Below are 25118 nucleotides of genomic sequence, written 5' to 3'. Positions count from 1 at the left end.
GCCTTCGGGCGGCCGCATCCTTTGAAGCCGGAGAATGCGATGAACATGCCTGCCACCAAGATCGAGGTCGAGACCGCGGCGCCTGCATCCGTCGCCGCGCCTGTCGTTGCGATGACACCGAGGCGCCCGCCGCGCGCCGAGGCCTATGCGCGGATGGCGAAGGAGACCGCGGTGCGCGTCATTCCGCCCCTGGTCGTGATCGCATTGCTTGCGCTGGTGTGGGAGCTGGTCTGCCGCCGCGCAGGCTCCGCGCTGCCGCCGCCGTCAAAGGTGTTCAAGGACACCAAGGAACTGATCTTCGATCCGTTCTTCGACCATGGCGGCATCGACAAGGGCCTGTTCTGGCATCTGTCCGCCAGCCTCCAGCGCGTTGCGCTCGGCTACTCGCTCTCGGCGATTGCCGGCATCGCGCTCGGCGTGCTGGTCGGGCAGTCGGTCTGGGCGATGCGCGGGCTCGATCCGTTGTTCCAGGTGCTGCGGACCATTCCACCGCTGGCCTGGCTGCCGCTCTCGCTCGCCGCCTTCCGCGACGGCCAGCCTAGCGCGATCTTCGTCATCTTCATCACCTCGATCTGGCCGATCATCATCAATACCGCGGTCGGTATCCGCAACATTCCGCAGGACTATCGCAACGTCGCCGCGGTTGTGCAGCTCAATCCGCTGGAATTTTTCGCCAAGATCATGATCCCGGCGGCGGCGCCTTACATCTTCACCGGGCTTCGCATCGGCATCGGCCTGTCGTGGCTCGCCATCATTGCAGCCGAAATGCTGATCGGCGGCGTCGGCATCGGCTTCTTCATCTGGGACGCCTGGAATTCCTCGCATATCAGCGAGATCATTCTGGCGCTGTTCTATGTCGGCATCGTCGGCTTCGTGCTCGACCGTCTGATCGCGGGCCTCGGCAAGGTCGTCACCCGCGGCACCGCGCAGAACTGAGGGAGAAGGGCACATGACCGCCTATCTGAAGCTCGATCACATCGACAAGATCTTCACCCGCGGTGCTGCGACCACCGAGGTGCTGAAGGACATCAACCTGACGATCGAGAAGGGCGAATACGTCTCGATCATCGGCCATTCCGGCTGCGGCAAGTCGACCCTGCTGAACATCATCGCCGGCCTGACGGGCGCCACCACCGGCGGCGTGCTGCTGGAGAACCGCGAGGTCAATGCGCCGGGGCCCGATCGCGCGGTGGTGTTCCAGAACCACAGCCTGCTGCCGTGGCTCACCGTCTACGAGAACGTCAAGCTCGGCGTCGACAAGGTCTTTGCCAGGACCAAGTCCAAAGCCGAGCGCGACGCCTGGGTGATGCACAATCTCAACCTGGTGCAGATGGCCCATGCCAGGGACAAACGTCCATCCGAAATCTCCGGCGGCATGAAGCAACGCGTCGGCATCGCGCGGGCGCTGGCGATGGAGCCGAAGGTGCTGTTGCTGGACGAGCCTTTCGGTGCGCTCGACGCATTGACCCGCGCCCATCTCCAGGATTCCGTGATGGCGCTGCATCAGAAGCTCGGCAACACGATTCTGATGATCACCCACGACGTCGACGAAGCCGTGCTGCTCTCCGATCGCATCGTCATGATGACCAACGGGCCAAGCGCGCGCATCGGCGAGGTGCTGGAGGTGCCGCTCGCCCGGCCGCGCAAGCGCCTCGAGCTCGCGACCAACGCGACGTATTTGAAGTGTCGGCAGCGCGTGCTCGAGTTCCTCTACGAGCGCCACCGCTTTGTCGAAGCGGCGTAAACCCTGCGCCTAATTTTGAATCATCAAGCTCAATCCTTGTGCGCCGCACAGGGATTGAGCGAATCGCAAGATTTGCGTGCGAAATGGCCCTGCAAATATTTCGGGCAATTCGAATAAGTCGCTGAATTTCCCTGTATTTCCCTGGTGCGAGCAGTTGGCACGGAAGTTGAATTACTTTGTCCGACGCCAACGACGACGTCCCTCAACATCATCAATCAGCATCGTGATCTCGCCACCGGGGCCTTGCCTCGGAGCGTGCCTCCTTGCGTGGAGGCTGAGCCTGCAACGACGCAGCGGTGAGTCTGGAAGGGATATTCAATGACGACGAATTCGACGCGACATCCGGCTTCAAGTCCGACCTGGATTTCAGACTGGCGCCCCGAGGACGAGGCGTTCTGGAATGCGACGGGCAAGACCATCGCAAGGCGCAACCTGATCTGGTCGATCGTGGCCGAGCACATCGGCTTTTCGGTCTGGCTGATCTGGAGCATCGTCACCACCAAGCTGCCGCAGGCAGGCTTCCACTACTCGACCGACCAGCTGTTTCAGCTCGTCGCGGTGCCCGGCCTGATCGGCGCCCTGATGCGCTTTCCCTACACCTTTGCGGTGACGACGTTCGGCGGCCGCAACTGGACCATTTTCAGCGCGGCGATCCTGTTCGTCCCGACGCTGTCGCTGGCCTATTTCGTCAGCCAGCCCGAGACGCCGTTCTGGCTGATGCTGCTGGTGGCTTCGACCGCCGGTCTCGGCGGCGGCAATTTCGCCTCCAGCATGACCAATATCTCCTTCTTCTTCCCCGACCGGATGAAGGGCTGGGCGCTCGGCCTCAACGCGGCCGGCGGCAATATCGGCGTTTCCAGCGTGCAGCTGCTGACCCCGATCCTGATGACGTTGGCCGTCATCAATCTGTTCCAGGCGACGCCGGTCGACGGCATCTTCCTGCAAAATGCCGGACTGATGTGGGTGCTGCCGATCGCGATCGCGGTGTTCGGTGCGGTGTTCTTCATGAACAATCTCACCTCAGCGAAGTCGTCGGTGAAGAACCAGCTCGCGATCGTCAAGCGCAAGCACACCTGGATCATGGCGTACCTCTATATCGGCACGTTCGGATCCTTCATCGGCTATTCGGCCGCGTTTCCGCTGTTGCTCAAGACGCAGTTTCCGGCGGTGACGATCGGTATCGCGTTCCTCGGGCCACTGGTCGGTTCGTTGTCGCGGCCGCTCGGCGGCCTGCTCGCCGACAGGATCGGCGGCTCGATCCTCACCTTCTGGAATTTCATCGCGATGACGGCGGCGACGGTCGGCGTGCTCTATTTCGTCGGGCACAAGGACTTCATCGGCTTCCTGTCGATGTTCCTGATCCTGTTCGTCACCACCGGCATCGGCAATGGCTCGACCTACCGCATGATCCCCTCGATCTTCCGCGAGCAGAACCTGTTCAAGGTGCGCGGCAAGGGCGATGCCGAGCGCGCGGCTGCCTTGAAGACAGCCAGCATCGAGAGCGGCGCGGCGGTCGGTTTCATCGGCGCGGTCGGTGCCGTCGGCGGCTACCTGATCCCGAGCGGCTTCGGCAAGTCGATCGCCCTGACCGGCGGTCCGCAGCTCGCGCTCGCGATCTATCTCGGCTTCTACGCCTCGTGCCTGGCTTTGACCTGGTGGTTCTACCTGCGTCGCAGCCCGCAAGGCGAAGGCGCGCCAAGCCTTGCCGAGGCGCGGGTCTGACATTTGGTACGAATCTCGCTTCTCCCCGCACGCGGGGAGAAGACTCTCTGATGTCGTTTGAACCATGAACTTTTTCCGCAACGGCGCGGACAAAGGCAGACCGAAACAGACAGGAGACCATCATGACGCCTGAGCAGATCGCCCTCGTGCAGCAGAGCTTTTCCAAGGTCGCGCCGATTTCAGAGGCAGCTTCCCAGCTGTTCTACGACCGCTTGTTCGAAGTGGCCCCGTCCGTGCGCGCGATGTTTCCCGAGGACATGACCGAGCAGCGCAAGAAGCTGATGGGCATGCTCGCCGCCGTCGTCAGTGGCCTGTCGAATCTCGAGACGATTCTTCCCGCGGCGTCGGCGCTGGCCAAGCGCCACGTCGCCTACGGCGCCAAGGCCGAACACTATCCCGTGGTCGGCGCGACCTTGCTGTGGACCCTGGAGAAGGGCCTCGGCGAGGCCTGGACGCCTGAACTCGCCGCCGCCTGGACCGACGCCTATGGCGTGCTTTCCGGCTACATGATTTCCGAGGCCTATGGCGCACAGCCGCAGGCCGCCGAATAGGAGATGTCTTGTGAGTGAACCGCTCGTCATCGTCGGCAACGGTATGGCGGCAGCTCGTCTGGTCGACGAGCTCGCCAAGACCGCGCTCGGCCGCTATGCGGTCGCCGTGATCGGCGAGGAGCCGCGGCTCGCTTACAACCGCGTGCTGCTCTCATCCGTGCTGGCCGGCGAGACCGGCTCGCACGAGATCGAGCTCCGCCCGGCGGATTGGTGGCGCGATCGCGGCGTCACCGTGCGCTACGGCTATCGCGTGACCGAGATCGACACCGGCCGCCGCGAGCTCAAGATCGAGGGTGAAGAAAGCATGGAATATTCCAAGCTCGTGCTCGCCACCGGATCGACGCCGCTGCGGCTCAACATACCCGGCGCCGATCTTGCCGGCGTGCACACCTTTCGCGACACCCGAGATGTCGACCTGTTGCTGACGCTCGCAGCCGCCAGGAAGCGAGTCGTCGTGGTCGGCGGCGGCCTGCTCGGGCTGGAGGCGGCCTATGGCCTGGCGAAGGCCGGCGCGCCGGTGACGCTGCTGCATCTGATGGACCGGCTGATGGAGCGCCAGCTCGATGCGCCCGCGGCCGACCTGCTCAAGACGCTGGTCGAACGCAAGGGCATCCGCATCATGCTCAATGCATCGACGGTCCGCATCCATGGCGCACGCCATGTCGAAGCGGTGGAGCTTGCCGATGGCAGCCGTATCGCGGCTGAAGCCGTGATCTTCGCCGCCGGCATCAGGCCCAACGTCGCGCTGGCCAAGGAAGCCGGCATTGCGGTCAACCGCGGCATCGTCGTCAACGACGTGATGCAGACCGCCTCACCGGACATTTACGCGCTCGGCGAATGCGCCGAGCATCGCGGCACCTGCTACGGGTTGGTCGAGCCCGCCTACGAGCAGGCGCGGGTGCTCGCGCGTCATCTGGCCGGCCGGCCCGCCGCCTATCCGGGCAGTGTGGTCTCGACCAATCTGAAGGTCTCCGGCGTCAGCGTGTTTTCGGCCGGCGACTTCATGGGCGGAGACGGCAGCGAGAGCATCGTTCTCACCGATCGCAGGCGCGGCACCTACAAGAAGCTCGTGATCGCGGACGGCCGGCTCACCGGAGCCGTGCTGATCGGCGATACCATCGATGCGCTCTGGTATCTGGAGCTGATCCGCAATCGCGAGAAGGTCGCGGCGATCCGCACCGACATGATGTTCGGTCGCACGCTGGCGCATCCTTCCAAGGCGGCGTGACAAGGCAGTTCGATATGACAGCAGTTGATCCCACGCTCCGCGCTATCAGAACGGCCTGTCCCTATTGCGGAGTCGGTTGCGGCGTGCTGGCGACGCCAGACGGCAAGGGTGGCGCAGCGATTGCGGGCGATCCTGAGCATCCCGCCAATTTCGGCCGGCTGTGCTCGAAGGGGTCTGCGCTCGGCGAGACCGTCGGGCTCGAGGGCCGGCTGCTGTACCCGATGATCCGCTGCAAGGGTGTGCTCGAACGCGTCGCCTGGAGCGATGCGCTCGATCATGTCGCCCACCGCATGCAGCACATCGTCGCGCGCGATGGCGCCGACGCCGTTGCATTCTATCTCTCGGGGCAGCTTCTCACCGAGGATTACTACGTCGCCAACAAGCTGATGAAGGGCTTTGTCGGCACCGCGAACGTCGACACCAATTCGCGGCTGTGCATGTCGTCCTCGGTCGCGGGCCATCGCCGCGCTTTCGGCGCCGACACCGTGCCCGGCTGTTATGAGGATCTCGACCAGGCCGATCTCTTGGTCTTCGTCGGCTCGAATGCGGCCTGGTGCCATCCGGTGCTGTTCCAGCGCATGCTGAAGAACCGCGCCGAGCGCGGCGCGCGCATGATCGTGATCGATCCGCGCCGGACCGATACTGCCGGCGATGTCGATCTGTTCCTCGGCCTCAAGCCCGGCACCGACACCGCGCTGTTCTCCGGCCTGTTTGTCCATCTCGCCGACAACGGCGTGCTCGACCGCGACTACATCGCAGAGAACACGTCGGGATTCGACGATGCGCTGGCACGCGCGCGCAACATCGCCGGCAGCGTCACCGCGACCGCGCTGGCGACGGGGCTCTCCGAGCAGGACGTCGCCACCTTCTTCAGGATGTTCCGCGACACCGAGAAGGTCGTCACGCTCTATTCGCAGGGCGTCAACCAGTCGGCGCAGGGCACCGACAAGGTCAACGCGATCCTGAATTGCCATCTCGCCACGGGGCGCATCGGCAAGCCGGGCGCCTCGCCGTTCTCGCTGACCGGCCAGCCCAATGCGATGGGTGGCCGCGAGGTCGGCGGCCTCGCCAACATGCTGGCCGCACATATGGGCTTCACGCCGCCCGACATCGACCGCGTCAGGCGGTTCTGGAAGGCACCGCGCATCGCAACCCACGAGGGGCTGAAGGCGGTGCAGCTGTTCGAGGCGATCAACCGCGGCGAGGTCAAGGCGCTGTGGGTGATGGGCACCAACCCGGCGGTGTCGCTGCCCGATGCGGACATGGTGCGCGAGGCCCTGAAGAAGCTCGAGCTGTTCGTGGTCTCGGAGAACGTGCTGACCAACGACACGGTCGAAGCCGGGCCGCACGTGCTGCTGCCGGCGCTGGCCTGGGGCGAGAAGTCGGGCACGGTGACCAATTCCGAGCGGCGTATCTCGCGCCAGCGTTCGTTCCTGCCGGCGCCCGGCGAGGCGCGCCCCGACTGGTGGATCCTGAGCGAGACCGCCAAGCGCCTCGGCTTCGGCGACAGTTTCAATTACAAATCCGCCGCCGAGATCTTCCGCGAGCACGCCGCGCTCTCGGCCTTTGAAAATGATGGCCGTCGCGATTTCGACATCGGCGCGCTCACCTCGCTGTCCGACGAGGCCTTCGATGCATTGAAACCGGTGCAGTGGCCTGCACGCGAGGGCCAAGCGCCCGGCGAGCGCTTCTTCGCTCACGGCGGTTTCTTCACCAATGACGGCAAGGGTCGCTTCGTCGCGCCGGAGGTGCCGGCGCTGCGCAGCGAGACCGGCCCGTCGCGTCCGCTCAGGCTCAACACCGGACGCATCCGCGACCAATGGCACACCATGACGCGTACGGGCCTGAGCCAGCGGCTCGGCGCGCATCTGCCCGAACCCTTCGTCGAGATACATCCTGACGACGCCAACAAATACGGCATCGTCCATGACGGCTATGCCCGTATCACCACCGACTACGGCCAATGCATCTTGAAGGTCGTGGTCAGCGAACGCCAGCAGCGCGGCACCCTGTTCGCACCGATCCACTGGAGCGCGATGAACGCCTCGCACGGCCGCGTCGGCGCGCTGGTCGCCTCGTTCACCGATCCGTTCTCGGGGCAGCCTGAATCGAAAGCGACGCCGGCGGCGATCGCTCCCTATGAATTTGTCTTCCGCGGCTTCGCGCTGTCGCGAAAGCCGCTCGATCTGCCGTCCAGCCTGTTGTGGACTCGCGTCACGGTCGCGGGCGGCTTTGGCTATCTCTTCGCCGACAATGCCGATCTGTCGCGCTGGCCAGCCTGGCTCGACGGTCTCGCCGGCGAGGATGTCGCGGATTACAGGGATTTCGGCGGTGGCGTCTATCGCGCGGCCTCGTTTTCGGGCGACCGCATCGAGACCTGCCTGTTCGTCGGCCCCGCCCACGATGCCGGCGATTGGGAGGTGGTGAAAAGCGTGTTTGCGGCCGATCGCGTCACCGACGATCAGCGCCGCATGCTGCTGTCGGGCAAATCGAGCGAAGGCGCCGCCTCGACCGGTCCTGTCGTCTGTGCCTGCTTCGGCGTTGGTCGCGGCACCATCTGCGACACCATCGCGAGCGGCGCGCGTACCGCCGCCGAGATCGGCGCCAGGCTCAAGGCCGGCACCAATTGCGGCTCCTGCATCCCCGAGCTGAAGCGCCTGATTGCGACGGCGGAAGTCGCGCCGGCAAAGCAAGCGAAGGTCGCGGGCGCGGCCGGGTAGGCCCGGCTCTTTCCATCGTCATTGCGAGCGCAGCGAAACAATCCAGAGTTCCTCCTCCGACTGGATTGCTTCGCTGCGCTCGCAATGACGGTGTTGATGGAGGTGTGCTCGCTTTCTCCCCCGGGGGGCGCCCTAGCGAAAACCAGGACCCATTACCCGGGTCCAGCGTTGTCGAGGCGCACTACGGCAGCATCTACTGCTACAACATCTCCCTGTGGTAATGGGTCCTGGCTCCCGTGCGCAATTGCGCACTAGGCCAGGACGACACAGAGAACGAGGACCGGAGCCAGACATGAACACAAAATCCTTCGGCAATACCGGCGCCAACGTTTCCGTGATCGGGCAGGGCACCTGGTATCTCGACCATGGCGACCGCAAGCGCGCGATCGCGGCGCTGCAGCGCGGCCTCGATCTCGGCATGACCCATATCGACACGGCGGAGATGTATGGCGATGCCGAGCTCGTCATTGCCGATGCGATTGCCGGTCGTCGCGACGAGGTGTTTCTAGTCTCGAAGGTGCTGCCGAGCAACGCCTCGCGCCGCGGCACCATCACGGCCTGCGAACGCTCGCTGAAGCGGCTGAAGACCGACAGCCTCGATTGTTATCTGTTGCACTGGCGCGGCTCTTATGACCTCGCGGACACCGTCGCCGCGTTCGAGGAGCTGGTGACGTCCGGCAAGATCAAATCCTGGGGCGTCTCCAATTTCGACGCCGACGATCTCGACGAACTCCTCGACGTGGCGGGCGAAGGCAAGATCGCCTGCAATCAGGTGCTCTATCACCTGAAGGAGCGTGCGATCGAGCACGCGGTGATTCCGTGGTGCGAGCGGCACGGCGTTGCCGTCGTCGCCTATTCCCCGTTCGGGCACGATGATTTCCCCGACGAGCGCAGCAAGGGCGGCGCTGTGCTCGCGCGCATCGCGGAGGCCCGTCGCGCGACGCCGCGTCAGGTCGCGCTGAGCTTCCTCACCCGTGCGGCTACGGTGTTCGCGATCCCGAAGGCATCGTCGGCGGACCATGCCGGCGAAAATGCGGCCGCCGGCGACCTCGTGCTGACGAAAGAGGAGATTTCGGCGCTGGATGCGGCGTTTCCGCGCGGCCCGAAGCCGCGCAGCCTGCCCATGCTGTAGTGCACAAACCTCCATTCTTAATGGAGTATTGACGCGCGCGGACCTGAGCGCATATCGGCATCCTGTTTTCGGAAGTTGTGAAAGCGGCGCGTTTGTCGTTTTTATAGGCTCTTCTCGATTCGCATTCTTGCCGGGTTCCCACAGTGACGCCGCCGCCCGCCGCAGCCGCAAGGCTCGACAGCATTTCCATGCCCATGGCTCAAAAGAAGCAGGAGGCTCGCCGCGCGCCTGCGCGCGTCGATCATCCCTTCAAGGGCATTGCGCTGGTGCTGCTCTCGACCGTGTTTCTCGGCTGCTCCGACGTGACAGCGAAATATCTTTCGACCAGCCTGCCGTCGATCGAGATCACCTGGATCCGCTTCGTCACCTTCGCGCTGATGTTCACGCCGGTGATGCTGCCGGCCTCGCCGCTGCACGCGATGCGCACCGACCGGCTCCGCCTGCAATTGATGCGCGGCGCGGCACTGCTCGGTTCCTCGCTGTTCTTCATCACCGGCCTGCGCTTCCTCCCGATTGCGGAAGCTTCCGCCACCGGCTTCGTCTCTCCACTGTTCGTGACCGCGTTGTCGATCATCTTCCTCAGCGAGAAGGTCGGCTTGCGCCGCTGGATCGCGACCGCGATCGGCCTGACCGGCGTGATGATCATCCTGCGGCCGGGTTCGAGCGCGTTCCATGTCGCCGCGTTCTTTCCGATCGTCTCGGCGTTCTGCTGGGCGGCTGCGCTGATCCTGACGCGCATGATGAGCGGGCGCGAAGCCGTCCTCACCACGATGGCCTATTCGGCCCTCACGGGTGTTGCGATTCTGAGCGTGATGGTGCCGTTCGTCTGGGTCACGCCGAGCTGGAGCGCGATCGGATTTGGCATCGTGATCGGCGTTGCCTCCACCGTCGGCCAGTGGATCATCGTGCTGGCCTATCGTTACGGCGATGCTTCGGTGCTGGCGCCGTTCTCCTACACCCAGCTGCTGTGGGTCAGCATCCTCGGTTTCTTCATCTTCGGTGAATTGCCAGACGTCTGGACCGTCGTCGGCGCTGCCTTCATCGTCGCCAGCGGTCTCTACATCGCCCATCGCGAGCGTGTGCGCCGCGCCCAGCTGCTGGTGCTGGAAGAGCGCTCCCCGAACCCCTGACGCAAGTCAGGGCGTCCTGCTTCGTGCTATCAATGGCTCCAACGATGAGGGAGGAGCCGGATGCGCGCTGCGATTTTCAGGAACGGTGAGATTGTCGCCGGCCAAATGGCTGAGCCGAAGCCCGGTCCCGGCCAGGTGCTGGTCAGGACGCTCGCCTGCGGCATCTGCGGCTCCGACCTGCACGCGCGCCACCACGCGCCCCGCATGGTGGAGATGGCGAAGAAGACCGGACGACCGCCGATGGACCTGTCGCGCGACGTCGTGTTCGGCCACGAATTCTGCTGCGAGATCGTCGATTACGGCCCCGGCACGGAACGCAAGCTCAAGCCGGGCACGCATGTGTGCTCGCTGCCCGCGCTGCTGACACCTGATGGCATCAAGGGGATCGGCTATTCCAACGATTACGTCGGCGGCTATGCGGAGAGAATGATCTTGAGCGAGCCGCTGCTGCTGGAAGTGCCTGATGGCCTTGCGCCGGAACATGCCGCGCTCACCGAGCCGCTGGCGGTCGGCGTCCACGCGGTGGCCAAGGCCAATATCAGCGGCGGCGAGGTGCCGCTGGTGATCGGCTGCGGCCCGGTCGGTCTTGCGGTGATCGCCGCGCTGAAGATCCGGGGCCTGCACCCGATCGTCGCCGCCGACTACTCGCCGGCGCGCCGCGCGCTCGCGGCCAGGCTCGGCGCCGACGTCGTCGTCGATCCCAGGGTGTCGCAGCCCTATGCGACCTGGGCCGAGCACGCGCAGATGTCGGCGGCGGAGAAGGCGGCGCGGCCGCCGTTCCAGGCCATGCTGCCGGCGCTGAAGCCCGCAATCATCTTCGAATGCGTCGGTGTGCCAGGCCTGCTGCAGCAGGTGTTCGAGGGTGCGCCGCGCGATGCCAGGATCGTCGTGGTTGGCGTCTGCATGGAGAGCGACAGGAACGAGCCCATGCTCGGCATCATGAAGGAGCTCAACGTCCAGTATGTGCTCGGCTACACCCCGGAGGAGTTTGCAGCCTCGCTGCGCCTGATCGCGGAAGGGCAGGTGGATGCGGCGGCCATGGTGACAGCGGAAGTAGGCATCGACGGCGTCGCAAAAGCCTTCGCCGATCTGGCCAATCCCGAGGCGCACACCAAGATCATCGTGCAGCCGTGGAGATAGGGAAAGGCTGAAGCACGGCGCCGTCGGATTGTTGCGCGGTCTCGGCAGGTCCGATCTGGGCAATGACGGCGCGACGGTCGACGATTGCCTGATGGAATTGCGCCAGCACGAGACCGAAAGCGGCGAGATCGCCGTCCTCGATGGCACCATCCTCGTGGCAGGTCAGCGTCTCGCGCAGGATGTCGTCGGCGGCGCTCTGCATGGAGGCGAGATCGTCGAGCGAGGAGGCTTCGCGCACGCTCGAGATCGCCTTCAGCAGGCGGTCGCGATGCAGTGCGTTCTCGCTGCGCTCCTCGCGCCGCAGGTAATGTCGCAGCCATGCGGCGACCGAACCGAGACCCGACAGCAGCAATACCGCGCCCCAGATGTAGTCGCTGTACTTGTCCATGAAGCTGCGTTCGTTGCCATCGATGAAGGCGGCCGCTCCCGGATGCGCGGGCAGTGCGGCGTCCTTGTCGGTGTCGGGCTTCTGGATGTGGCCGGCGCCCGGCAACTCCTTGAGCAGCGACGGCCTGACCGCGAACAGATCGCGCGTGAACGCGCCGACCGTGTCCTCGGACAACGAGGTCGGCGCCACGATCAGATGATTGACGGCGATGGTCTCGACCTTGTCGTCGGGCCGCTGCGGTGAGGCCGCGAATGCGCCTGCAGGTATCTCCTCGGATTCGTACGGCGGATGCCGCTCGGCGATCGCATCGGAAACGTCGACCGAGAGGAATTTCGGCTCGCCGCGCAGGCGTGTGGTGGCGGCAATCGTGTCCGCGATGACCCTGTCGTCGAGAGCGCCCACCATCATGAAGGCGTCCAGCGTGACATCCTGGGTCATATCGGAGATGTGGTCGGTGCCGAACTGGCTGATCGTCACCTTCTGCGGATTGACGCCGGATTCGGCGAGAATGACGCGCAGCAGATTGGGATTGGCATCACCGAGGCCCACGATACCGATGCGCCGGCCGCTGAGCGAGGCGATATCAGAGACCTTCGACTTGGGTACGCCCTTGCGCCCTGTCGGCGCCCACAGCACTACGAAATTCCGCCGCAGGATGGCGACCGAATTGGCCTCCGGTGGCATGGCAAGGTCGCCGCGCGCAACCGCAAGGTCGGTCTTGCCAGCGCCGAGCAGATTGAGGCTCTGCAGCGTGCCGTCGGTCTCGATCGGCGTCAGTCGCACGGCGCCGCTCTTTGCCTCGATCGCCTTCGCGATTGCGAGCACCAGCGTCTGATCGTCGCTGCCGGCCGGTCCGACGGCAATGCGCAACATCGCCGGCTGCCAGAACCAATAGGCAAGCGCGAGCGCGACCGTCAGCAGCGACAGCAGGCTTGCCACCGCGAGCCATGGGCTGAAGCGATTGCGGCGGCGGGAGGCGCCGCTGCTGTTGATGCTGAGGTCGCTCGGCACGGGCATCTAGCTGTCCTCATCGGCAAGCTGGCCCGCCGGTTGACGCGGCGGCTGCCGTCAGTATTTCGAAGGCACGTACATCTCCGGCGGGACGGGGCCGCGGTGGTAGTCGGGATTGCGGACTCGCGGCGGCAGCACCACGGGCATGCGAGCGACCTCCTCGTAGGGGATTTGACTCAGGAGATGCGAGATGCAGTTGAGGCGGGCGCGCTTCTTGTCCACGGCATCGACGATCCACCACGGCGAGTCAGGCAGATGCGTGTGCTCCAGCATCGCCTCCTTGGCCTTGGTGTAGGCTTCCCAGCGGCTGCGGGCCTCGACGTCCATCGGGCTCAGCTTCCACTGCTTGAGCGGATCCTTGATGCGCATGGTGAAGCGGAACTGCTGCTCGTCATCCGTGATGGAGAACCAATATTTGATCAGGATGGTTCCGGAGCGGATCAGCATCCGCTCGAATTCCGGCACCGACTGGAAGAACTCCTGGTATTGCTCGTCGGTGCAGAAGCCCATCACGCGCTCGACGCCGGCGCGGTTGTACCAGCTGCGGTCGAACAGCACGATCTCGCCGCCCGCGGGCAGGTGCGCGACGTAGCGTTGGAAGTACCATTGCGTGCGCTCGCGCTCGCTCGGTGCAGGCAGGGCCGCGACGCGGCAGATGCGGGGATTGAGGCGCTGGGTAATGCGCTTGATGACGCCGCCCTTGCCGGCGGAGTCGCGGCCCTCGAACAGCACCACGACCTTCTTCTTCTCAGCTTGCACCCAGTCCTGAAGCTTGACCAATTCACCCTGGAGGCGGAGCAACTCGCGGAAATAGATCTTGCGGTCAACTGTGGGGTTGAGCACGTCGGTATCGTCCAGCAGCTCATCGAGACGGGCATCATCCAGCTCCATCTCCAGCTCCTCGTCGAGATCGTCGGCCATCTCCTGGATGATGCGCTCACGCTTGGCGGCCTCGGCGGTACGATCGGATGCAGTCATGGCCCTCTCTTTCGGCAGGAATGCCTGATAGCCACGACCATCTGCGGGGTTTGTTGCGGCCATGTGACAGCGGTGGCCCGGTAGGGCCTACACCGGCAGCGCGATCGAATATTTGACCTGGCTGAGCGCAAAGCTCGACTCGATCGAGGCGATGCCGTCGAGGCGGGTCAGTTTTGTCTTCAGGAACGTCTCGTAGGAGGCGAGGTCGGCGGCGACGACGCGGAGCAGATAGTCGCGGTTGCCGGTCATCAGATAGCATTCCAGCACCTCGTCCCATTTCGAGATGGCGCGGGCAAAGCGGTTGAGGTCCTCCTCCTTCTGCCGCGCCAGCTTGATCGAGATGAAGACGCTGACATGCAGCCCCAGCGCCTTCTGGTCCACCGTCGCGATATAGCGCGAGATGACGCCGCGCTCCTCCAGGAGCTTGACGCGGCGATGACAGGGCGAAACCGAGAGCCCGACCTTGTCGGCGAGCTCCTGCATGGTCATCCGGCTGTCGGTCTGGAGGTGGCTGAGGATCTTGCGGTCGATGGCGTCGAGCTCGGGCATTGGGATGAACCTACAGTTTTGATCGGTTTATTGATATGATATCCCAATATTGGTGGGTATGACGCGATAAATTGAGAAATCTGGCGTCGTCCGGAGGCGTATGATCCGCCTTATTTTCCGGAGCATCGCCATGCCCGTTGATTCCGCGCGTCTCGACACCCTGACGGCACTGGCCCGCAAGGCGCTGTGGCTGTCGTCCTGGACCATCCATCACGCCAACCACATCCGCTCCAATGCGGATGGGTTGAAGGTCGGTGGCCACCAGGCCTCGTCCGCTTCGCTCGCCACCATCATGTCGGCGCTGTATTTCCACGTGCTGCGCCCGGAGGATCGCGTCGCGGTGAAGCCGCATGCGAGCCCGGTGTTCCACGCCATCCAGTACCTGTTCGGCCGCCAGTCGCGCGAGAAGCTGGAGAATTTTCGCGGCTTCAAGGGCGCGCAGTCCTATCCCTCGCGCACCAAGGACGTCGACGACGTCGATTTCTCCACCGGCTCGGTTGGCCTGGGCGTCGCGCAGACGCTGTTCGCCTCGCTGGTGCAGGACTACGTCAAGGCGCATGGCTGGATGAAGGACCGCCGCGAGGGGCGGATGATCGCGCTCGTCGGCGATGCCGAGATGGACGAGGGCAACATCTTCGAGGCGCTCGCGGAAGGCTGGAAGCACGGTCTGCGCAACACCTGGTGGGTGGTCGACTACAACAGGCAGTCGCTCGATGCCGTCGTGCGCGAGGGGCTCTGGGAAAAGTTCGAGACCATGTTCCGCAATTTCGGCTGGGACGTCGTCATCGTGAAATACGGCCGCTTAATGCGCGAGGCCTTTGCCGAGCCCGGCGGTGAGGCGCTGAAGGCGTGGATCGACAATTGCCCGAACGCGCTCTACGCGGCGCTGTGCTTCCAGGGTGGCGCGGCCTTCCGCAAGCATCTGCATGACGAGATCGGCGACCAGGGACCGATCACGAAATTGATCGACAAGCGCAGCGACGAGGAGCTGCTGGCGCTGATGTCCAATCTCGGCGGCCACGACATGGCGAGCATGGTCGAGGCGTTCGAGTCCATCGACCACGATCGCCCGGTCTGCTTCATTGCCTACACCATCAAGGGCGTCGGGCTGCCGTTCCAGGGCCACAAGGACAACCATGCCGGCCTGATGACCGTCGCCCAGATGGAGAAATACCGCGAGAGCCAAAATATCCGTCCGGGCCACGAATGGGACAAGTATGAGGGCCTGCCGCAATCCGCCGCCGAGCTCGACGCGTTCCTGGCGCGCGTGCCGTTCAACCGGGATGGTCGCCGGCTGACTGCGCCGGTGGTCGAGGTGCCTGCCCAGCTCGCCTTCAAGCCGTCGCCGCAGATGTCGACGCAGCAGGGTTTTGGCCTCGTGCTGAACGAGATCGCGCGCGGGGACAGCGAGCTGGCAAAACGCATCGTCACGACCTCGCCCGATGTCACCGTCTCCACCAATCTCGGCCCCTGGGTGAACCGCCGCGGCCTGTTCGCCAACGCGGCGAAGGCCGACTTATTCCGCAGCGAGAAAATTCCGTCCACCTACAACTGGGACGCCTCGCCCAAAGGCCAGCATCTCGAGCTCGGCATCGCCGAGATGAACCTGTTCATCATGCTTTCGGCGCTCGGCCTGTCGCACCAGGTCAACGGCGCGCGGCTGCTGCCGGTCGGCACGCTCTACGACCCTTTCATCGAGCGCGGCCTCGATGCGCTGAACTATGCCTGCTACCAGGATGCGCGCTTCATGGTGGCGGCAACCCCCTCGGGCATCACGCTCGCGCCCGAAGGCGGCGCGCATCAGTCGATCGCGACGCCCTTGATCGGCATGGCGCAGGACGGGCTCGCCTCGTTCGAGCCGGCGTTCGTCGACGAACTCGCCGTGATCATGGGCTGGGGTTTTGAGCACATGCAGCGGGATCCCGGCGAGGGCGGCTCGGTCTATTTGCGGCTCTCGACCCGCAGCATCGAGCAGGCCCAGCGCATCATGACCCCGGAGCTGCAGCAGGGCATCACCGACGGCGCCTATTGGCTGCGCAAGCCCGGCCCGAATGCCGAGCTCGTGATCGCCTATACCGGCGCGGTCGCGCCGGAAGCCATCGAGGCCACCGGCTTCATCGGCGAGAACAGGCGCGACATAGGCCTGCTCGCCATCACCTCGGCCGATCGCCTGCATTCCGGCTGGACTGCCGCGCGAAAGTTGCGGCGCGACCGCCGCGGCGTGCAGCATCTCAGCCACATCGAAAAATTGCTGGCGCCGCTGCCGCGCGACTGCGGCATCGTGACCGTGATCGATGGCCACCCGGCCGCGCTCGGCTGGCTCGGCAGCGTCCGCGGCCACCGCGTCGAGGCGCTCGGCGTCGAGCAGTTCGGCCAGACCGGCAGCATCGCCGATCTCTATCGCCACTACGGCATCGACGCCAACGCCATCATCGATGCGGCCGAAAGCCTCACCATCGGCGCGCCGGTGCTGCATCGGAAGATGGCGGTGTAGTCGAGGTAACTGGCGGCATGGGCCCCGGCTCAGTAGCGCACCGCTGAAGGAGCGCTGCCGTAGCGCGTCGAAGACGCGCGTAAACGCGCTGATAGCGTCCGGGGCACGCGAGCATTTGCACTCCTTCCAATTTCGTGTCCCGGACAAGGCGCGACATGAAATGTCGCGACGCCGAGCCGGGACCCAAAGCCGCTTGCTTCGCTCCCTGTCGGGTCCCATATTCCGCCCGTCCGCCGCAACGCTGGCCCCGCATATGGCGGGTTCAATTGCTGGCGCTTTCGTGCAAGGATGCCTGCCGAAACGCCCCCCAAGCCCCCAAGAAGAGGTTAACGATGGTCAATCGCATGCAATTCTACATCGACGGCGCCTGGGTCGATCCCGCCGTCAAGAAGTCCACTCCGGTCGTCAATCCCGCGACGGAAGAGGCGATGTACGAGGTTGCGCTGGGCTCCAAGGCCGACGTGGACAAGGCGGTCGCCGCCGCCAAGCGCGCCTTCGCCACCTTCTCCCAGACCAGCCGCGAGGAGCGCGTCGCGCTGCTCAGCAAAATCATCGAGGTCTACAAGACCCGCATCAAGGAGATCGGCGCCGCCGTCTCCGACGAGATGGGCGCCCCGCTACCGATGGCCGAGAAGCTCCAGGCCGGCGCCGGCCTCGGCCATCTCATGACCACGCTCGACGTGCTCAAGAACTATCATTTCGAGGAGCCGGTCGGCACCGCCATGGTGCTGCGCGAGCCGATCGGTGTGGTCGGCATGATCACGCCCTGGAATTGGCCGCTGAACCAGATCGCCTGCAAGGTCGCGCCCGCGCTTGCCGCCGGCTGCACCATGATCCTGAAGCCCAGCGAGTTCACGCCCACCTCGGCGTTGATCTTCGCGGAGATCCTTCATGAAGCCGGCGTGCCGAAGGGCGTGTTCAACCTCGTCAACGGCCTCGGCCCCGAGGTCGGCGCCGCCATGAGCGAGCACCCTGATATCGACATGATCTCCTTCACCGGCTCGACCCGCGCCGGCATCGATGTGGCCAAGCGCGCCGCGCCGACCGTGAAGCGCGTCAGCCAGGAGCTCGGCGGCAAGTCGCCGAACGTCATCCTCGAAGGCGCCGACCTCACCAAGGCGGTCACCGGCGGCGTGATGCACATGTTCAACAACTCCGGCCAGTCCTGCAACGCGCCCTCGCGCATGATCGTGCCACTGTCCAAGATGAAGGAAGTCGCCGCGATCGCGAAGGCCGTCGCCGACAAGACCAAGGCGGGCGATCCGCGTGCCGATGGCACCACCATCGGCCCGGTGGTCAACCGCGGCCAGTGGGACAAGATCCAGGGCCTGATCAAGAAGGGCATCGACGAGGGCGCAACGCTCGTCGCCGGCGGCCCGGGCCTGCCCGAAGGCGTCAACAAGGGCTTCTATGTCCGCCCGACCATCTTCGCCGACGTCACCCCTGACATGACGATCGCGCGCGAGGAGATCTTCGGACCGGTGCTGACGATCATCGGCGCCAAGGACGAAGCCGACGCCGTCAAGATCGCCAATGACACGCCCTACGGTCTTGCCGGTTATGTCTCGGGCGCGACGGTCGAGGACGCCAAGCGGGTCGGCCGCCAGATCCGCGCCGGCAACGTCAACCTCCAGGGCGTGCCCAACGACCGCACCGCGCCGTTCGGCGGCTACAAGCAGTCGGGCAACGGCCGCGAGTGGGGTAAGTTCGGCCTCGAGGACTTCCTCGAGGTGAAGGCCGTCGCCGGCTTCAACGCGGCGTAATTTTTTAACGGCTGAACAAGCGAAACGCCGGAGCGGGAAGCCGTTCCGGCGTTTTGTTTTTCTTCTGATGTGTCTCGGCGAGGCGAGATATCGTAGGGTGGGCAAAGGCGCGCTCTTCGCGCGACGTGCCCACCATCAAGAAGTGGTGGGCACGCTTCGCTTTGCCCACCCTACGAGAGCATCGCCTCGTCGCAACTATCCCCCCACCGCCCCCTGCGTGTTCACATACAACGCGTAGATCGACTGGCTCGCCGCCATGAACAGGCGGTTGCGCTTGACGCCGCCGAAGCACACATTGGCGCAGCGCTCCGGCAGCGCGATGCGGCCGATCATGACGCCGTCGGGCGCGAACACCACGACGCCGTCGAGTTCGGGATCGCCCATGCCCCAGCCGCACCAGAGATTGCCATCGACGTCGACGCGGAAACCATCCGGCGTGCCGGGGCCGGCATCGACGAAGACGCGCTTGTTCGAAAGCTTGTCTCCGGCAGGCGAGACGTCATAGGCGAGAATTTTGCGGGTTGGCACGCCGCGGGATTCGATGAGATAGAGGATTTTCTCGTCCGGCGAGAAGGCGAGCCCGTTCGGCCCGAGCACACCCTCGGCGACGACGGTGGCCTTGCGAGTCTCGGGATCGAGCCTGTAGACGTTCATGTCGATCTCGGGCTCGGACTTGTAGCCCTCGTAATTGCCGAGGATGCCGAAGATCGGATCGGTGAACCAGATCGAGCCGTCCGATTTGACAACGACGTCGTTCGGCGAGTTCAATCGCTTGCCATTGAATTGGTCCATCAGCACGGTGATCTCGCCGTCATACTCAGTGCGGGTGAGGCGGCGCCCGCCATGCTCACAGGTGATGAGCCGGCCTTGCCGGTCGCGCGTGTTGCCATTGGCGAAATTGGACGGCTTGCGGAACACGCTGACCGCGCCGGTCTCTTCCTCCCATTTGATGATGCGCTGGTTCGGAATGTCGCTGCAGAGCAGATAGCGCCCGTCGCCGAACCAGACCGGGCCCTCGGCCCAGCGCAGGCCGGTCGCGAGCCGCTCCACCGCCGACAGTTTCAGCCAGTATTTCTCGAAGCGGGGATCGAGCGCACGGATCGCCGGGTCGGGATAATAGCTCGCCGGGCGCCAGCCCGGCCGTTCCTGGGTGTGAGACGATGCCTCATTCATGCCGGTTCTCTCGTTTCGTTCCCTCTGGACAATCCAGCTATCATTAGAGACACGTGACCGCAAATCGGTCACCAACGGCGAGGAACAACATGCCGCGTATTCTGATGACGGGAGCTTCGGGCGGAATCGGCACGCGCCTGCGCAAGCTGCTGCCGCCGATCTATCCGGATCTCCTGCTCTCCGACATCAAGCCGCCGGCCGATCTCGGCGCGAACGAAACATTCAAGGCGGCTGATCTCGCCGATCTCGCGCAAGTCGAGGCGATCTGCGAGGGCGTCGACGGCATCCTCCATTTCGGCGGCTATTCCGTCGAAGGGACCTGGGACCAGATCCTCCAGGCCAACATCATCGGCGGCTACAATCTGTTCGAGGCCGCCTACCGCAAGGGCGTCAAGCGCGTGGTGTTTGCCTCCTCCAATCACGCCGTCGGCTTCTATCCGCGCCACCACAAGATCGGCACCGACGTGACGCCGCGCCCCGACGGCCGCTACGGCGTCAGCAAGGTGTTCGGCGAAGCCGTCGGCGCGCTCTACGCCGACAAGCATGGCTTGAAGGTGACGTGCCTGCGCATCGGCAATTTCGGCGACATGCCGCTCGACCAGCGCCGGCTCGCGATCTGGCTGAAGCCCGACGACCTCGTGCAGCTCTGTCGCATCGGGCTCGAGCATCCCGACATCCATTTCGAGGTCTTCTACGGCGCCTCCTTCAACGAGCGCGCCTGGTGGGACAACAGCCGCGCCTATGCATTCGGCTATCGCCCCACGGGGCGCGCCGAAGATTTTCGCGAGCACGCCATGGAAGAGCAGGCCAAGCTGAAGCCGGATCCGGTCGGCGATTATTTCCAGGGCGGCGCGTTCTGCAGCATGGAGTTCGACGCCGACCCGAGCCGCATCATCGATTGGAGCAAGCGGTAACGCGCCCAGACCGTGCAGCGGCGAGGACGATGGAAGTTGAGTTTGCAGCCACTCGCCACACCTGTCATTGCGAGCGCAGCGAAGCAATCCAGAATCCCTCCGCGGAAAGACTCTGGATTGCTTCGCTGCGCTCGCAATGACGCGCTGAGGGAGCGTACTCTCGAACAACCGATGACACCCGGCGTGCCATTGATCTAGGTCAACACCGCGCCGAACCTCCTCTGGCTCTCGATATCTGCGACTGCAACTCGAGAGCCACGACAATGAAATTCAAATTGTCACTCTTCGCGATGCTTGCCACGATTGTCTCAGGACCCTCGCGCGCCGCACCGCTCAGCGAGGCCGAAGCGGCGTTTCTCGACCAGCTCGTCACCGCATCCGTGGTGCTGGAGCAACGTTGCGTCGGCTATGAGGTCGATGGTAGCGGCAGCGTTCAACTCGGTGCCCGGCTGCTCGGCAGCACCAATGCGGCGATGGCCATGATCGACGCCTATGCTGCGGCCATCAAGGCCCACGACGGCGAGAGCTACGATCCCGGCAAGTTCCGTCCCGAAGTGTCGGTCGCGGCCAGCAAGGCGTTCAAGCGCGTCCGAGCGGATTTGATCAGGAACCCGGGAAGGGCCTGCGCCCATTATGGCGGTGCCAGCGTGGACCGCGGCCTGCTGCGACGCTACTGAACGAGCGCCCGCTCCTAGCCTCCGCTCGCAAATCCCACGAACGTCGTCGCCTCTTCCACCGACTTGCGCTCGGACACCACGGCATTGGCGGGAAAGCTGTGATCCGGCCAGCCCAGCGCGATGCTCTTCATGATCACCTGATCGTCCGCGATCCCGGCATGCTCGCGCACGACGGGGGATTGCATGATGCCCTGGCTGTTGATCACGGCCCCAAGCCCGCGCGACCAGGCCGCGTTGACGAGCGCGGTCGCCACGGCGCCGCAGTCGAAGGCCGTATCGTCACTGGAGGCCAATTGGCGATCGTAGGTGATGATCACGCACACGGGCGCGTCGAACTGGCGAAAACCGCGCAGCACCCAGTCCTGCCGCTGCTGCTTGTCATCTCGCGCAATTCCCATGGCGCTGAACAACTGCTTGGCAACGCCAATCTGGCGTTCGCGATGTACGCCCTCGAATGGCTGGCCGGTTCGAAATTCGCGCGAATGCGGCACGCCCGCCAGATTGCGCTCGGTATTGCCCTGACGGATACGGTCCAGCGGGGCGCCGGTGATGACGTAGAAATTCCACGGCTGGGTATTCATCGAGGATGGCGCGCGCATGGCGAGCGCCAGGATTTCCTTGATCAATTGCTGCGGGACAGGGTCCGGCTTGTAACCGCGAATGCTTCGCCGGCCGAGAATGACATCATCAAATTCCATCTTGCGGCATCCTGAAATTGGCATCTGCCGCGTTCTCGCTCACGGTTTTGATCATGTCCATAGCTTTTCAGACAGGAAAAGCTCGGCCTTTTCCGCTTGGCGACGTGCTATTCCAATGTCACGGACGCTGTTTCAGCAGCGCGTCGGAGAATGCTTTGCGAAGCGCGGGCAATCTATCCGACAGTCCCATATTTTCTGCGGCACGTTCCAGATCACGCCAGAATCCCCCTTGAGCGGAGAGGAGATGACCGAGTTCCTCGAGCGCGTCGAGCGCTAGCCCAAGCTCATTGTGCTCGAGGAATTCCCGGTATTGCTCTAAAAGCCTGGCGGTCTCGTGCTCGTTTGCAGCTGGGCTAGCTGGCAGCGCATTTCGCGCTCGTTCAAGCACTGTCTCGGTGATCTTCCAGCGCTTAATTGGCTCGTGGTTGGGCATCGGTTTCAGCAGGTCTTGACCCTGAGGCGCATTGGGATCAGCTTGTCATACGCGGGCCTAGTGCGTCTCCCCCGCAATCCTCGCCAGATAATCCTCCTTGCTGAACTGCATGTGATCGACGCACAGCTGGGCCAGCGCCCAGCTGTCGCGGCCCTTCAGCAATTCGATCATCAGCTCGTGCTGCCGCCGTGATTGCGCGAGGCCGTCGCGGTCGGCGAGGTTTTTGGCGCGCATCGGCAGGGTCAGGCTCATATAGTCCTGCAGCGAGCGGACCAGATAGGGATTGCCGCAGGCGGCGAACAGCGTGACGTGGAAGGCGTCATTGGCCTCGTGGATGCCGCGGAGGTCGCGCACATCGGCCTTGGCGCAATAGCCGCGTTGCAAGGCGGTGAGTTGGTCGATCAGGCTTTGCGGCGCGGGCAGGGGGATCATCAGCGCGGCCTGCCGCGTCAGCATCTCCCTGACTTCGTAGATCTGCCGGACTTCCTCGGCCGAATAGAACCGGACGGTGGCGCCGACGTTCTTCTCGCGGCGGACGATGCCGCGGCGTTCGGCATCCACCAGCGCCTGCCGCACGAAGTGCCGCGAGGTGCCGTATCGAGACATCAGCGCGTCCTCGGTCAGCCGCGCACCCGGCGCGAGGCGGCCGAAGATGATGTCCTCCTCCAGCCGCGCGACGACGTCGTCAGGGTCGTCGCGCCTGACAGCCATGGCGTCTGCTGTGCGAATGTCGGACATGCCCTCGGCCTCCGGCTCTTGCCGGTCCGCCTTGTGGAGCAGGGCCAGGCGCGATTGTCAATAATTTGTGTCTAGTGCGGTGCCATAAGGCAGAAAGTCCGGCCGTAAGCACCTCAGTTATTGACAATCAGGGGGCAGGCTGTAGCACAATGCCAGACGAGAAGGAGTGGTCTGATGACGAGTGGTTTGCGCAAGGGTCTGACGAGCTATGGCGATGCCGGCTTCTCGCTGTTCCTGCGCAAGGCGTTCATCAAGGCCATGGGTTATTCCGACGACGCGCTGGAGCGGCCGATCGTCGGCATCACCAATACCTATAGCGACTACAATCCCTGCCACGGCAACGTCCCTCAGATCATCGAAGCCGCCAAGCGCGGCGTGATGCTGTCGGGCGCGATGCCGTTCGTGTTCCCGACCATCTCGATCGCCGAGAGCTTTGCGCATCCGACCTCGATGTACCTGCGCAATCTGATGGCGATGGACACCGAGGAGATGATCCGGGCCCAGCCGATGGATTCGGTGATCGTGATCGGCGGCTGCGACAAGACGCTGCCGGCGCAGGTGATGGCCGCGATCAGCGCCGACTTGCCGACGGTGGTCATCCCGGTCGGTCCCATGGTGGTCGGCCATCACAAGGGCGAGGTGCTGGGCGCCTGCACCGACTGTCGCCGTCTCTGGGCCAAGTATCGCGCCGGCGAGATGGACGACGCCGAGATCGAGGCGGTGAATGGCCGCCTCGCGCCCTCGGTCGGCACCTGCATGGTGATGGGCACGGCTTCGACCATGGCCTGCATGATCGAAGCCATGGGCCTGTCGCTGCCGATGAGCGCGACGATTCCGGCACCGCACGCCGAGCGTTTCCGTCTGGCGGAAGCCAGCGGCAAGGTCGCTGCAGAGATGGCCAAGGCCAAGGGGCCGAAGCCGAGCGAGCTGCTGACGCCGGCCTCGTTCAAGAACGCGCAAGTCGTACTGCAGGCGATCGGCGGTTCGACCAACGGCCTGATCCATCTGACCGCGATGGCGCATCGTTCGCCGCACCGGCTCGATCTCGAAATGTTCGACCAGATCGGCCGCGAGGTGCCTGTTCTGGTCGATCTCAAGCCGTCCGGCGAGCATTACATGGAGCACTTCCATCACGCCGGCGGCGTGCCGAAGCTGCTGGCGCAGCTCGGCGATCTCGTCGATCTCGACGCCAAGACGATCTCGGGCCAGACGCTGCGCGACGTCGTTGCCAATGCGGAAGACGTGCCGGGCCAGGACGCGATCCGCTCGCGCGACAATCCGATCAAGAAGGAAGGCGGCCTTGCCATCCTGCATGGCAACCTCGCGCCACGCGGCGCCGTCATCAAGCAATCGGCGGCGAGCCCGAAGTTGCTGAAGCACACGGGGCGCGCGGTTGTGTTCGAGTCGGTCGAGGACATGACGCTGCGCGTGGACGATCCCGAGCTCGACGTCACCGCCGACGACGTGCTTGTGTTGCGCAATGCCGGCCCCAAGGGCGCGCCGGGGATGCCCGAGGCCGGTTATCTGCCGATCCCCAAAAAGCTCGCGCGCGGCGGCACCAAGGACATGGTGCGCATTTCCGATGCGCGCATGAGCGGCACCGCGTTCGGCACCATCGTTCTCCACATCACCCCGGAATCCGCCGTCGGCGGACCGCTGGCGCTGGTGAAGAACGGCGACAGGATCAGCCTCGATGTGGCCAAGCGCAGCATCGAGCTTTTGGTCGATGCGGCCGAGCTGGAGCGCCGACGCGCGGCCTTGAAGCCGGCGGCTGCGCCCGACGAAGCGCGGCGCGGCTATGCCTGGCTGTTCAACGAGACCATCATGCAGGCCGATGAGGGCTGCGACTTCGACTTCATGCAGAGGACTGGGAAGAAGACTGAGTAAGGGCTGACAACCAACGAGCGCCGAGACCGCTGAAAGCGGCCGGCGATA

The 25118-nt window shown here is 64.5% G+C and carries 21 protein-coding genes; 14 read left to right on the top strand and 7 right to left on the bottom strand.

Annotated elements, in window-relative coordinates:
- Nucleotides 1–39 precede the first annotated feature (39 nt).
- The 9 genes from ntrB (at nucleotide 40) to G8O24_RS07475 (ending at nucleotide 11367) form a co-directional block, all read left to right on the top strand.
- A complete protein-coding gene (gene ntrB / locus G8O24_RS07515; protein ID WP_188097966.1) occupies nucleotides 40–936 on the top strand; it encodes a nitrate ABC transporter permease in 897 nt (298 codons plus the stop codon).
- A gap of 13 nt (nucleotides 937–949) precedes the next feature.
- Nucleotides 950–1744 carry an ABC transporter ATP-binding protein gene (locus G8O24_RS07510; RefSeq protein ID WP_188097964.1) on the top strand — a complete coding sequence of 265 codons (795 nt, stop codon included), beginning with the start codon at nucleotides 950–952 and terminating at the stop codon, nucleotides 1742–1744.
- Nucleotides 1745–2062: 318 nt separating this feature from the next.
- A complete protein-coding gene (locus G8O24_RS07505; protein WP_188097962.1) occupies nucleotides 2063–3466 on the top strand; it encodes an MFS transporter in 1404 nt (467 codons plus the stop codon).
- Between the two features lie 122 nt (nucleotides 3467–3588).
- On the top strand, nucleotides 3589–4017 hold the full coding sequence (locus G8O24_RS07500) for a globin family protein (protein WP_188097960.1): 429 nt from the start codon (nucleotides 3589–3591) through the stop codon (nucleotides 4015–4017).
- A 10-nt stretch (nucleotides 4018–4027) separates the two neighbouring features.
- Nucleotides 4028–5245 (top strand): NAD(P)/FAD-dependent oxidoreductase, encoded by a 1218-nt coding sequence (locus G8O24_RS07495; RefSeq protein WP_188097958.1) that lies wholly within the window; start codon nucleotides 4028–4030, stop codon nucleotides 5243–5245.
- 14 nt (nucleotides 5246–5259) lie between these two features.
- Complete coding sequence (locus G8O24_RS07490) at nucleotides 5260–7965, top strand: nitrate reductase (RefSeq protein ID WP_188097956.1); 2706 nt, start codon at nucleotides 5260–5262, stop codon at nucleotides 7963–7965.
- Nucleotides 7966–8257: 292 nt separating this feature from the next.
- On the top strand, nucleotides 8258–9097 hold the full coding sequence (locus tag G8O24_RS07485) for an aldo/keto reductase (RefSeq protein WP_188097954.1): 840 nt from the start codon (nucleotides 8258–8260) through the stop codon (nucleotides 9095–9097).
- 188 nt (nucleotides 9098–9285) lie between these two features.
- Entirely contained in the window at nucleotides 9286–10227 is a 942-nt protein-coding gene (locus G8O24_RS07480) for a DMT family transporter (RefSeq protein WP_188097953.1), read from the top strand.
- A gap of 60 nt (nucleotides 10228–10287) precedes the next feature.
- Entirely contained in the window at nucleotides 10288–11367 is a 1080-nt protein-coding gene (locus G8O24_RS07475; RefSeq protein WP_188097951.1) for a zinc-binding dehydrogenase, read from the top strand.
- On the opposite strand, the gene G8O24_RS07470 is transcribed toward G8O24_RS07475, so the two are convergent.
- From G8O24_RS07470 to G8O24_RS07460, 3 genes are all read right to left on the bottom strand, one after another.
- Nucleotides 11345–12772: a TAXI family TRAP transporter solute-binding subunit gene (locus G8O24_RS07470; protein WP_188097949.1), complete on the bottom strand. Its 1428-nt coding sequence runs from the start codon at nucleotides 12770–12772 to the stop codon at nucleotides 11345–11347. The two genes, G8O24_RS07475 and G8O24_RS07470, sit on opposite strands and share 23 nt — an antisense overlap.
- A gap of 51 nt (nucleotides 12773–12823) precedes the next feature.
- Entirely contained in the window at nucleotides 12824–13744 is a 921-nt protein-coding gene (gene ppk2 / locus G8O24_RS07465) for a polyphosphate kinase 2 (RefSeq protein ID WP_188097947.1), read from the bottom strand.
- Between the two features lie 87 nt (nucleotides 13745–13831).
- Nucleotides 13832–14293 carry an Lrp/AsnC family transcriptional regulator gene (locus G8O24_RS07460; protein ID WP_188097946.1) on the bottom strand — a complete coding sequence of 154 codons (462 nt, stop codon included), beginning with the start codon at nucleotides 14291–14293 and terminating at the stop codon, nucleotides 13832–13834.
- A gap of 130 nt (nucleotides 14294–14423) precedes the next feature.
- Between G8O24_RS07460 and G8O24_RS07455 the strand changes: the two genes are divergently transcribed.
- Together G8O24_RS07455 and G8O24_RS07450 are read left to right on the top strand one after the other, a co-directional pair.
- Nucleotides 14424–16787: a thiamine pyrophosphate-binding protein gene (locus G8O24_RS07455; protein ID WP_188097944.1), complete on the top strand. Its 2364-nt coding sequence runs from the start codon at nucleotides 14424–14426 to the stop codon at nucleotides 16785–16787.
- 332 nt (nucleotides 16788–17119) lie between these two features.
- Entirely contained in the window at nucleotides 17120–18550 is a 1431-nt protein-coding gene (locus tag G8O24_RS07450; RefSeq protein ID WP_188097943.1) for an aldehyde dehydrogenase family protein, read from the top strand.
- 195 nt (nucleotides 18551–18745) lie between these two features.
- Here the strand turns inward: G8O24_RS07450 and G8O24_RS07445 are convergent, their stop codons facing one another.
- Nucleotides 18746–19723 (bottom strand): SMP-30/gluconolactonase/LRE family protein, encoded by a 978-nt coding sequence (locus tag G8O24_RS07445; RefSeq protein ID WP_188097941.1) that lies wholly within the window; start codon nucleotides 19721–19723, stop codon nucleotides 18746–18748.
- 89 nt (nucleotides 19724–19812) lie between these two features.
- Here G8O24_RS07445 and G8O24_RS07440 point away from each other — a divergent pair, with 89 nt between their 5' ends.
- Nucleotides 19813–20637 carry an NAD-dependent epimerase/dehydratase family protein gene (locus G8O24_RS07440; protein ID WP_188097940.1) on the top strand — a complete coding sequence of 275 codons (825 nt, stop codon included), beginning with the start codon at nucleotides 19813–19815 and terminating at the stop codon, nucleotides 20635–20637.
- A gap of 263 nt (nucleotides 20638–20900) precedes the next feature.
- A complete protein-coding gene (locus tag G8O24_RS07435) occupies nucleotides 20901–21314 on the top strand; it encodes a hypothetical protein (protein WP_188097938.1) in 414 nt (137 codons plus the stop codon).
- Between the two features lie 14 nt (nucleotides 21315–21328).
- Here the strand turns inward: G8O24_RS07435 and G8O24_RS07430 are convergent, their stop codons facing one another.
- The 3 genes from G8O24_RS07430 to G8O24_RS07420 all read right to left on the bottom strand — a co-directional run bounded on the left by G8O24_RS07430 (nucleotide 21329) and on the right by G8O24_RS07420 (nucleotide 23183).
- Nucleotides 21329–22012, bottom strand: coding sequence for a nitroreductase (locus G8O24_RS07430; protein ID WP_188097936.1), 684 nt, complete (start codon nucleotides 22010–22012; stop codon nucleotides 21329–21331).
- Nucleotides 22013–22130: 118 nt separating this feature from the next.
- The gene (locus tag G8O24_RS07425; RefSeq protein WP_188097935.1) at nucleotides 22131–22445 is read right to left on the bottom strand and encodes a hypothetical protein; all 315 of its coding nucleotides are present in this window, start codon (nucleotides 22443–22445) and stop codon (nucleotides 22131–22133) included.
- Nucleotides 22446–22502: 57 nt separating this feature from the next.
- Nucleotides 22503–23183, bottom strand: a complete 681-nt coding sequence (locus G8O24_RS07420; RefSeq protein WP_188097933.1) for a GntR family transcriptional regulator — start codon at nucleotides 23181–23183, stop codon at nucleotides 22503–22505.
- 174 nt (nucleotides 23184–23357) lie between these two features.
- Here G8O24_RS07420 and G8O24_RS07415 point away from each other — a divergent pair, with 174 nt between their 5' ends.
- Nucleotides 23358–25070, top strand: a complete 1713-nt coding sequence (locus G8O24_RS07415) for an IlvD/Edd family dehydratase (RefSeq protein WP_188097931.1) — start codon at nucleotides 23358–23360, stop codon at nucleotides 25068–25070.
- Nucleotides 25071–25118 lie beyond the last annotated feature (48 nt).

The sequence above is a fragment of the Bradyrhizobium campsiandrae genome (genome assembly GCF_014529705.1).
Taxonomy (GTDB): domain Bacteria; phylum Pseudomonadota; class Alphaproteobacteria; order Rhizobiales; family Xanthobacteraceae; genus Bradyrhizobium; species Bradyrhizobium campsiandrae.
This window is presented reverse-complemented; position numbering and strand designations above follow the sequence as displayed.